General features: G+C 74.2%; 6 protein-coding genes. 1 reads left to right on the forward strand and 5 read right to left on the reverse strand.

Annotated features, from left to right (window positions below; translation table 11 throughout):
• The first annotated feature begins 77 nt into the window (after positions 1-77).
• Positions 78-782, forward strand: coding sequence for a ribonuclease H family protein (locus tag ACWDAK_RS07250; RefSeq protein WP_427395319.1), 705 nt, complete (start codon positions 78-80; stop codon positions 780-782).
• 73 nt (positions 783-855) lie between these two features.
• Here the strand turns inward: ACWDAK_RS07250 and ACWDAK_RS07255 are convergent, their stop codons facing one another.
• The 5 genes from ACWDAK_RS07255 to ACWDAK_RS07275 all read right to left on the reverse strand — a co-directional run bounded on the left by ACWDAK_RS07255 (position 856) and on the right by ACWDAK_RS07275 (position 10,052).
• Positions 856-3,696, reverse strand: a complete 2,841-nt coding sequence (locus ACWDAK_RS07255; RefSeq protein WP_427395320.1) for an AfsR/SARP family transcriptional regulator — start codon at positions 3,694-3,696, stop codon at positions 856-858.
• A gap of 441 nt (positions 3,697-4,137) precedes the next feature.
• Positions 4,138-5,754, reverse strand: coding sequence for a solute symporter family protein (locus tag ACWDAK_RS07260; RefSeq protein WP_427395326.1), 1,617 nt, complete (start codon positions 5,752-5,754; stop codon positions 4,138-4,140).
• An 11-nt stretch (positions 5,755-5,765) separates the two neighbouring features.
• Positions 5,766-6,218: a DUF485 domain-containing protein gene (locus ACWDAK_RS07265; protein WP_427395321.1), complete on the reverse strand. Its 453-nt coding sequence runs from the start codon at positions 6,216-6,218 to the stop codon at positions 5,766-5,768.
• A gap of 284 nt (positions 6,219-6,502) precedes the next feature.
• Complete coding sequence (locus tag ACWDAK_RS07270) at positions 6,503-6,913, reverse strand: hypothetical protein (protein ID WP_427395322.1); 411 nt, start codon at positions 6,911-6,913, stop codon at positions 6,503-6,505.
• A gap of 190 nt (positions 6,914-7,103) precedes the next feature.
• Positions 7,104-10,052, reverse strand: a complete 2,949-nt coding sequence (locus tag ACWDAK_RS07275) for a helix-turn-helix transcriptional regulator (protein WP_427395323.1) — start codon at positions 10,050-10,052, stop codon at positions 7,104-7,106.
• Between the last annotated feature and the right edge of the window lie 444 nt (positions 10,053-10,496).

A 10,496-nucleotide genomic window follows, 5' to 3' on the forward strand; every position in this document is an offset into this window, starting at 1 on the left:
CTCAGCGCGCCGTCCGCAGGCGAGGCGGCCGAGCGCGGGTTTGGCCCGGCCCTGCCGCGCCCTGGCATGATCGGTGCATGGTCGAACGAGTCATCGCAGCCTGTGACGGAGCTGCCAAGGGCAACCCGGGTCCGGCAGCCTGGGCCTACGTGGTCGCGGACAGCGCCGGGGTACCGCAGCGCTGGCAGTCCGGTCCGCTCGGGCGCAGCACCAACAACATCGGCGAGCTGACGGCGTTGCAGCAGCTGCTGGGCGCGACGGATCCCGCCGTACCGCTGGAGGTCCGCCTCGACAGCACGTACACCCGCGACGCGGTGACGAAGTGGCTGGTGGGGTGGAAGCGCAACGGCTGGAAGACCGCGGCCGGCAAGCCGGTGGCCAACCGCGAGCTGATCCAGGACATCGACGCGCTCCTGGAGGGGCGGGACGTCACCTTCGTGTACGTCCCCGCCCACCAGGTGGACGGCGATCCGCTGAACGCCATCGCGGACAAGGCCGCCAGCGACGCCGCCCGTACCCAGGAAGGCGCGGGTGGGACCGCTGCCGACCTCCCGGTACCGGACCCGGTTCCGAGTTCCGCACCGCGTCGTGGACGCCCGTCGGCCTCGTCCGCCTCGTCGTCCTCCTCCGCGACGAAGCGGAGTTCCGCGGGCGGCTCGCGCACCCTGTCCGCGCGTTTCCCCGGGACGTGCCCGTGCACCCGCCCCTACGCCAAGGGCGACAAGATCACCAAGGTGGGCAGCAGTTGGGGCCACCCGCAGTGTGCGGGTGCCGGCGCCTGACCACGGGATCGGCTCCAGGCCCGGGCGGTGGACGGCCCGGTCCGTGGGCCCGGGCCACGACCTGGCCCGACCGTCAGGGGCTTTCGGAGCCGGCGCGGCGGACCACGTCCTCGGCCCGCTGCTGCCCGGCCGGATCGCCGAGGTCGGCGAAGAGGGCCACGGCCTGGCCGGCGAGTGAGGCCGCCTCGGCGTGTCGTCCGGCGTCCAGATGCGCGACGGAACAGGCCAGCAGTGTGGGAGCGCGCTGGCTCCGCAGGCCGAGGGTGTCACACATGGCGAGCGCCTCCCGGTACCGCGCCACGGCGTCGTCGTGCCGGCCGAGGCCGTGCAGCGCCTGGCCGAGGGTGCGCAGCGCGAGCGTGGCGGGGAGGTGGCAGGAGGTGGCGGAGAAGTGGGCGAGCGCGGCCCGCCCCTCCTTCAGCGCCGCGGCGTAGTCGTGCCGCGCAAGGTGTGTCTGAGCCAGACCCAGCGCGCACTGCGCCTCGAATCCGGCTTCGCCGGCGCGCCGCGCGAGCGTGCGGGCCTGCGCGAAGTGATCGACCGCCTCGTCCACCGACCCGGGGTCCAACGCGGCCACGGCGCCCATCGTGTAGCGCAGCCGGTGCGGAAAGACGCCGTCGTCGTGCTGCTCCCGGGTCCGCCAGGCCCGCAGCGCCGCCTCGCGGGCCTCCTCGTGGCGTCCGGTGTGCGCGTACGCCACGGCGAGCACCACGCCGGCGTTCGCGGCCACGTCCGGGTCTGCCGCCTGCTCCGCGATCCGGCGCAGGTCCTGGCCGATCGGCACCACCAGGCGCCACGGCACGCACAGGTCGGTGAACGGGACCATGGCGGTCAGCGTGGCGGCGATCACGCGCGCATCGTCGAGGCCGGCCGGGCGGGTGGGATGCTGCAGGATCTGGGTCGCCAGACCGATCATCCCGGCCAGTTCCTCGATCACCCAGCGCTGGGCCTCGGCGGCGCTGGTGAACTGCGGGCCGTCCGGGACCTCGGGGTTCAGGGCGCCGGCGAGCCGGCTGTAGGGGCGCTCACTGCGCAGTGCGGCGCTGGTCCCGGCGAGGTGGCAGCGCGCCAGCCGGCTGAGGGCGGCCTGCCGCTCCTGGGGCGGGTCGGCCTCCAGGGTGCGGTGGCGGGCGAAGAGCCGGACGAGGTCGTGATAGCGGTAGCGGCCCACGTCGCCGGGTTCGAGCAGCCCGGCGTCGGCCAGCGACTCCAGGACCTCCTCCGCCATGACGTCGGTGCAGTCCAGGACGGCGGCGGCGGTACCGGGCGACAGGTCGGGTGTCTCGGGGATGGCGAGCAGGCGGAAGGCCCGCGCCTGGGCCGGGTCGAGAGCGGCGTACCCGACCTGGAAGGCCGCGTCCACCGCGAGGCTGCCGGTTTCCAGTTCGGAGAGCCTGCGGGGCCGGTCCGCCAGCCGGTCGGCCAGCGAGGCGACCGTCCAGCGCGGTCGGGCGGCCAACCGGGAGGCGGCGATCCGTACGGCGAGCGGCAGCAGGCCGCAGGTGTGCACCAGGGCCCGCGCGGCCTCCGGCTCGCGGGTCAGCCGGGTGGAGCCCGTGATCCGCTCCAGCAGGTCCAGTGCCTCCCATTCGGTGAACGGCTCCAGGGCGGTGCGGCTGGTGACCGGGAGGCAGGCCAGCGGTGCGCGGCTGGTGACCAGCACCGCACACTCCGCAGTGCCCGGAAGCAACGGCTCCACCTGCTCGGTGTCGGCCGCGTTGTCCAGCAGGACCAGCAGCCGACGGCCCGCCAGCCTGGTCCGGTACAGCGCGGTCCGGTCCAGCGGACTGCTCGGGATGTTCTCGGGCGGTACGCCCAGGGCCCGCAGGAACAGCCCCTGGACGACGTACGGGTCGGCCGGCTTGGCGCTGGCCCCGCGCAGGTCGGCGTGGAGCTGTCCCTCGGGGAAGGATCCGCGGGCGCGGTGTGCGGCGTGCACGGCCAGCGTGGTCTTGCCCACCCCGCCCATGCCGTGGATCACGCAGACGGCGGCGGCCGTGCCGACACCGGCCGACGGACGGGCCAGCGCCTCGTCCAGCTCCGCGATCACCTCGGTGCGGCCGGTGAAGTCGGGTACGTCCAGAGGGAGTTGGGCCGGCGGCAGCCAGGCCGCGATCGGTGGTGCGGCAGGCGCCGACGGCTGGGCGCCCGGAGCCGACAGCTCGGGGTCGGTGCGCAGGATGCGCTGGTGCAGCCGTACCAGCTCCGGGCCCGGGTCGAGCCCGAGTTCCTCGGTGAGGCTGCGTCTGGTGCGGTCGTACGCGGCCAGCGCGTCGGCCTGGCGTCCGGAGCGGTACAGGGCGAGCATCTGAAGCGCCCGCAGGCCTTCGCGCATCGGGTGCTCGTCGGCGAGAGCGGTCAGCTCCGCGACGGACCGGGCGTGGCGGCCGAGTTCGAGTTCCAGGCCGAGCCGGGTCTCCAGCAGTGCCAGGCGCCGCTCGGTCAGCCGCTCGCGCTGCCGCTCGGCGTACTCGCCCGGCACGCCCGTCAGCGGAACGCCCTGCCAGAGGTCGAGCGCCTCGCCGAGCAGTCGGGCGGCCTCGGGCCGGTCGCCGGTCCGGGCGGCACGCTCGGCCTCGGTGGCCAGCCGCTCGCCGCGGCTCGCGTCCAGTGCGTCCTCGTCCAGCCGCAGCGTGTAGCCGCCGGCCACCGAGACCAGCAGTCGGGGCGCGCGGGGTTCGGTCTCCAGCGCGGCCCGCAGACGCGAGATGTGGTTGCGCAGGGCCACCGCCGAGCTGGCGGGCGGATTCCAGCCCCAGATCCCCAGGGACAGCTCCTCCACCGAGACCACCCGGCCGCTGCGGAGCGCGAGGGCGGCCAGGACCGCGCGCTGCTGGGCCGAGCCGGTGTCCAGCTCGCTGCCGGCACGCCACGCCCGCAGCGGACCCAGCACCGCGACCTTCAGTCCATCCACCTGTCCGTGCTCCCCGTGCCTGTCATCCGAGTTCCCTCACGCGGCCGTCGCCGTGCCCGCGGCGTTCACCGGTTGTCGTCGTGCGCCCACCCGGCGGCCCTCCCCGTAAGGCGCGGACGTCGCCCTCCGGAGGGCGGGTCGGACGGCGATGGGGTGCGACGCGGCGGATCGGCCATGGCGGGCGCACTGTCACGGGCGCACCGTTCGTATGAGTCCCGTTCACATCCGCCGCCACGCCGCCGTACCGCCGAGGAGCGGCGTCCGGTGGCGGCGGCACGCAATGGTACGACGAACGGGCCGGACGTCCCGTCGTCCGCGCCGGGTGTGTCGTCCGCCGTCCGCATGGTGGACAGGTCAGCCTCCCGGCAGGGCGGGTTCGCCCCCAAGGCGGGTGCCGCTGCCGTCGGCGACGGCAGCGGCACCACGTAACCACGGAGTGGGCTAGTGCGCACCGGCTCCGGTGAGCGAACGGACCTCCAGCTCGGCGTACTTGGCCGCTTGGTCGGCCTCACCCCGGGACAGCAGGGTGCCCGCCCAGCCGAGCAGGAAGCCGACCGGGATGGAGACCAGACCGGGGTTCTCCAGCGGGAACCAGGCGAAGTCCGCGTGCGGCAGCAGCGAGGTCGGCTTGCCCGACAGTACCGGCGAGAAGACCACCAGGACCACCGAGGTCAGCAGGCCACCGTAGATGCTGCACAGTGCGCCGCGGGTGTTGAAGCGCTTCCAGAAGAGGCTGTACAGGATGGTCGGCAGGTTGGCCGAGGCGGCGATGGCGAAGGCCAGGGCGACCAGCGCGGCGGTGTTGAGCTTGTCGGCGAACATGCTCAGCACGACGGACACCGCGCCGATCCCGAACGCGGCCAGCCGCGCCGCCCGCAGCTCCTGCTTCTCGGTGGCCCGGCCCTTGCGGATCACCTGGGCGTACAGGTCGTGTGCGAATGAGGAGGACGAGGCCAGGGTGAGTCCGGCGACCACGGCCAGGATGGTGGCGAACGCGACCGCCGAGATCACCGACAGCAGGACGGCTCCGCCGGTGCTCCCCGCCCCGCCGCCGAGCCGCTCGGCGAGCATCGGCACCGCGGTGGTGCCGGCCGGGTTGGACGCCTTGATGGCCCCCGGTCCGACCAGCGCGGTGGCGCCGAAGCCCAGCACCACGGTCATCAGGTAGAACGCGCCGATGATGACGATGGCCCAGTTCACCGAGTGGCGGGCCGCCTTGGCGGTGGGCACCGTGTAGAAGCGGACCAGGATGTGCGGCAGGCCCGCCGTCCCGAGCACCAGGGCGACGCCCAGGCTGAGGAAGTCCAGCTTGCTGACGGAGGTCGCGCCGTACTTGAGCCCGGGCTCCAGGAAGGCCGGACCCTTGCCGCCGGCATGGCCGGCCGCGCCGAGCAGGGTGGAGATGTTCCAGCCGAAGCGGTGCAGCACCAGCACGGTCAGCAGCGCCGTCCCGGCCATCAACAGCGCGGCCTTGACGATCTGCACCCAGGTGGTGCCCTTCATGCCGCCGACCGTGACGTAGAGGATCATCAGCGCGCCCACCCCGAGGATGATCACCTGCTTGGCCGTGCCGCCGGACACCCCGAGCAGCAGTGCCACCAGTGAGCCGGCACCGACCATCTGCGCGAGCAGATAGACGATGGAGACCACGATCGTGGAGATCCCGGCGGCCGTGCGCACCGGGCGCCGGCGCATCCGGAAGGCCAGCACGTCGGCCATGGTGAACCGGCCGGAGTTGCGCAGCGGTTCGGCCACCAGCAGCAGCGCCACCAGCCAGGCCACCAGGAAGCCGATCGAGTACAGGAAGCCGTCGTAGCCGAACAGCGCGATCGTCCCGGTCACGCCCAGGAAGGAGGCGGCGGACATGTAGTCGCCGGAGATCGCCAGACCGTTCTGGAAGCCCGTGAACGAGCGCCCGCCGGCGAAGAAGTCGGCGGTGCCGCTGGTGCGCCGGCCGGCCCAGAGCGTGATGCCGAGGGTCACCAGGACGAAGGCGAGGAAGATGCCGATGATCAGGGACCGGTGCGCGCCCGCGCCCGCTCCGGCCGCCAGGGACATCTGGTCGAGGGTCACCGTGCGCACGTGCTGCCTTCCGGGTCGCGGCCGCCCTGCCGGGCGCCCGCCTGGTGGTCCTGGGTGTCGTCGAACTCGGCCCGCGCCCGCTCGGCCACCGGGTCGAGCCGGGTCGCCGCGTACCGGGTGTACAGCCAGGCGATCAGGAAGGTCATGGCGAACTGGAGCAGCCCGGCGACGAAGGCGACGTTGACGGTGCCGACGACCCTGACGGCCATCAGACGGTGCGCGTAGCCCGACAGCAGCACGTACGAGAGGTACACGGCCAGGAAGAGCACCGTCATCCAGGCCGCGAACCGCCGGTAGCGGCGACGGAGCAGGGTGACGGCCTCGCCGTTCGCGACGGCCTGGTACCTGGTCAGGCGATCCGCCTCGCACTCGGCGGCCGATCGGCAGTCACAGGGTGCATCGGCTTGCGAACTCCCTTGGGGTGTACTTGTGTTGAGCATTTCTTCTCCGTGAGATGGTGTGCGGGCCGGGCCGGTTCGGCGGTGGCGCGGCCCGCGGGTGCGACGGTCGGCGGCCAGTCCGGCGAGGGCATCGGAGGTGACCGACGGGTGGTCGGGGAGCGGTCCGCGAGCGCGGGTGGATCCGCCGACGGGGTACGTTCCGGGGAAGTCCGTCCGGGGCTCATCGCACCAGCCGCCGACACCGGGCGGCAACCGGCCGGCCGCACCTGGACCAGACCTTTCGGTCCGTCAACTCTGTCCTTTCGGTGCCGCGGCCGCACGTGTTACGGCTGTCGGGGCTCGGCCAGTGCCGCGGTGAACCGCTCCAGCTCCGGACGCCGCACACAGCGCACGTTCATCGGGGTGGGGACGGTGTCGCCGGGCAGCAGGAAGTGGAAGGAGCTCCAGAGCAAACGGTGGCGGAGGCCGGCGATCCGCTGCGCCGCATCGTCTCGGCTGAGGGAGTGCACCAGTCCGCCCGGCCGGTAGCGCGGGGCGACGTCATGGACGTGGACGGCACGGGCGGTGACGGTGACGAAGTAGGAGTCGCGGACCACGCCGTCGAGAAGGATGCAGGTCACCCACGGGCTGCGGCCGGGGAAGACACCGAAGGTGGCGATCGGCGGATCCGCCGGGTCGATCAGCCGCACCGCCTCCTCGACCCGCTTCACCATCGTCGCCTTGCGCAGCGTCATCCGCCGTTCCTCCATGCCGTCGCGGCCCGCCGCAGCTCGGACGGCGGGCGTGGTCCGGCAGCCCAACCTAGGCAGCGGCGGGCCGGGGCGGATGACGGTCGGTACCGAAGGCTTTCGGCTCCTGCGGAGGTTTCGGTCGGTGTACGGGGGCCTGGGGCCGGCCGGCGCGCCGACCGGACGAGCCGGCCCGCTACGGTTCGGAAGCCGGGGCGGCCGCCCCGGCCGCCTCCCGGCACAGGGTCTCCGCGAGGCGGGGCCGCCCGTCTATGCCGAGCTTGCCGTAGGTGTTGGTGAGGTGGACCTCCACGGTGCGCAGCCCCACGAAGAGGTGCTGGGCGATCTCACGGTTGGTCATGCCCTTCGCCGCCAGGCCCGCGACCCGCCGCTCGGTGGGGGTGAGCGCTTCCACGCCCTGGAAAGCGCGGGTGCGCGGCCGGTCGCCTGCCGCGCGCAGCTCGTCCAGGGCGCGTTCGGCCACCGCGTCCGCGCCGAGCCGGTGCGCGACGCTGGCCGCCCGGCGGAGATGGTCCCGGGCCTCGCCCGCCCGGCCGGCCAGCCGGAGCCGCGCGCCCAGGTCGGCCAGTGCCTGTGCGTAGCAGAGCTGTGCGGAGGTATCCGCCAGCAGCTCGCTCGCCTCGGCGAGCAGCTCCAGTCCGCGCGCGCCGCCGGTCACCAGGCCCGTGGCGCGCAGCGCCACGCCGACGATCTCCGGCACACCCCACTCGCGGGCCGACCGCAGCTCCTCCTCGGCCGCCTTCCGGGCCGCGTCGGTCTCCCCGAGTGCGAGGAGGGCCAACGCGGCCTCGGAGCGCCACGGCAGGACGCTCGGCCCCGGCATGCCGCGGGCCTGCGCCCGCCGCCCGCACAGCAGGAAGTCGGCGAGGCCGTCGCGCAGCCGGCCCTGGGCGACCCGCAGGCGGCCCCGGACCAGCAGCACGTAGTCGTTGGTCCAGTGCCCGTTCAGGTCCCCGGACAGACCGCCCCGCTCCAGGAGTTCGGCCGCGTACTCCACCTTGCCCTGCTTGGTCAGGGCGTCCATCAGGATGGCGAGCGGTGCGATGCAGTGGCTGTGCCGCAGATCTATGCCCGTCTCCTCCAGCGCCTCCAGGGCGTTCGCCGCGTCGGCCCGGCAGTCCGCCACCCGGCCGAGCCGGCAGTGCACCCTGGCCCGGGCGCTGCTGGCGACCGCGTACGCGAAGCCGGATCCGCGTGCGCGGGCGGCATCGAGGGCGGCGTCGGCGTAGGTCAGGGCCAGCTCCGACCGGCCCGCCGCGCCGAGGGCGAGAAGCGCGCCCATGTACACGCCGGATTCGTCGTCCACCGGATTCAGACCGTGGACCAGCGCCTGCCGGGCGTACCGGACCGCCGCTTCGGAGTCACTGCCCGTCATCATCGCACGCACACTCAGCAGCGCGGCCAGCAGCCGCTCCACCGTGCTGCCCTCGGCGTCCTCGGGGCTCAACTCGTGCAGCCGGCGCAGCACCGAGGTGGCGGAGGCCGCCTGGCTCAGGCTGCCGTAGATGAAGTCGACCTCCAGGCGCAGCGCGTTCGCGGGATCCAGATCGTGCAGTGCCGCGCTGGTACCGGTGAGCGCGGCCAGCCCCTCGGGATAGCGGTCGAGGGCGAACAGGGCCGCGGACAGCCGCCGGGCGGCCGCAGTCCGCTCGACCGGGTCACGGGACAGCTCCAGGCCGCGCTGGAAGTGGCCGACCGCCGCCGGGACGTTCGAGGCCAGCTCGGCCCCACCGAGGCCGATCAGCAGGGATGCCCGGGTGGCCTCGGAGAGCGGCTCGCGCAGCGCCCGGCGCAGGAACAGCACGGCCTGCTCCGGCCGGCCCTGACGGGTCGCCTGGGACGCCGCCCCGCGCAGCACGTCGGCCGTGCCCCCGTCGCCGACCGGACCGTGCATCAGATGCCCGGCGACCTCCGTGAGCGGGGCGTCCCCCTCGAGCAGCAGCCGCGCGGCGCGGCCGTGCAGCTCCTGCCGGCGGCTCGGGCGGACTGCGTCCGCGACCGCCTCGGCGACCAGCGGGCAGCTGAAACCGATCTCGTCCTCGGTCCGGACCAGCAGACCGGCGTGGACGAGGGTGTGGACGGCGTCCTCGGCCGCCGGCTGGGACAGCCCGGCGACCCCGGCGACCAGGTCGACGGCCGACCCGTCGCCGCCGAGCACGGCCGTGGCCCGGACGACGGCGACGGCGTCCGCACCCGCCGAGGCGACCAGCCCGAGGACGGCGCGGCCGACCGCCGGTGGCAGCAGACCCCCGAGCTGCTCCCCGGTCAGCGATCCGAGGTCCGGCCGCGCCGCGCCGACGGCGCTCAGCAGGGCGTGCAGCAGGTAGGAGTTCCCACCCGTCGCGGAACGGCAGGCGGCCGCGAAGGACGGTGCGACCCCGGGGCCCAACGTCTTCTGGACGATCGCCGCCACCGCCTCCGCTCCCAGGGCGGGCAGGGCGAGGCGGTGGCGGAACAGCCGGTGGACGGCGCCGAGTCGGTCGGCGGATCCCGGATCGGCGGCCTCCAGTGCGGCGGCGCCCGGCGCCAGCGTGGCGAGCACGGTCAGCGGCAGGTTGCCGGCGCGCCGCAGGAGGTAGTGCAGCCAACGCAGCGAGGCCGGATCGGCCCAGTGCAGGTCGTCGATGACGAGGACCAGGCGGCCGCGTTCGCTGAGGCGGACCGCCAGCCAGTACAGGCCGTTGAGCAGCGCCTCGTCATCCGGGGCGGTCCCCTCCGCCGCCGTTGTGTCCGCCGGTGGTTCGAGCAACCGGGCTGCCGCCGTGGTGCGTCCGGCGAACAGCGCCTGCCGGGACTCCTCGGACTCCGCGGCGACGGCGCGCTCGAACAGCTGCCGGACGACGCCGAACGCGAAGCCGCGCTCCGACGCCTCCCCGGACGCGACCAGCACGAGGTCGCCGTCCCGGCGCACCTGGTCCAGCACGGCCCGCAGCAGAGCGCTCTTGCCGCTCCCGTGGTCGCCCTCGACCAGGGCGCTCGTCCCTCCGGTGCCCTGCTCGGAGAGCACCCGTACCAGGGCCTGAAGCTGGTCCTCACGGCCGATCAGCACGGGTACCCCCGACGGCTCCGAGCGCGGGTTGCCCGGTGGACGTCCGGCCGGCGACGGCAGGGCGGCTGCGGACACGGGTGGAACGGGGTGTGGGGGTACAAGATCGCTCGACGTGACTCGGGAACGGGCTGGCGGGGTTCGGTCTCCGCCGGCCGGGCTGTGCGGCCGTGACCAGGGGGCGGCCCCGTGCGGGCTCGGGGAGTGGCGGACACCGGCGGGCACGCGCCGGTGTGGGGGACCGGCGGCAGTGCTCGCTCGCCGCGGATTCTGCCGCCCGGCCGCCATGCGTTTGTAAGTGATCGGTAATCGGCCGGCCGGTCCCGTCCGCCGGGATCACCCATGGCCGGAGCGCGCATCCCCCTCCGCCGGCGGGGTTGCGCGCTCCGGGAGTCCGTGCGATCAGTCCTCGGTGTTGCCGGACGGCAGCTGTGACTGGATCAGGTTCATCACCGAGGAGTCGGCGAGGGTGGTGGTGTCGCCGACCTCGCGGCCCTCGGCGATGTCGCGGAGCAGGCGGCG

This window comes from Kitasatospora sp. NPDC001175 (assembly GCF_053598215.1).

Coding starts and splice junctions, on each gene's coding strand:
- ACWDAK_RS07250 (WP_427395319.1), top strand. CDS start 78: ATGGTCGAACGAGTCATCGCAGCCTGTGACGGAGCTGCCAAGGGCAAC.
- ACWDAK_RS07260 (WP_427395326.1), bottom strand. CDS start 5,754: ATGTCCCTGGCGGCCGGAGCGGGCGCGGGCGCGCACCGGTCCCTGATC.
- ACWDAK_RS07265 (WP_427395321.1), bottom strand. CDS start 6,218: ATGCTCAACACAAGTACACCCCAAGGGAGTTCGCAAGCCGATGCACCC.
- ACWDAK_RS07270 (WP_427395322.1), bottom strand. CDS start 6,913: ATGACGCTGCGCAAGGCGACGATGGTGAAGCGGGTCGAGGAGGCGGTG.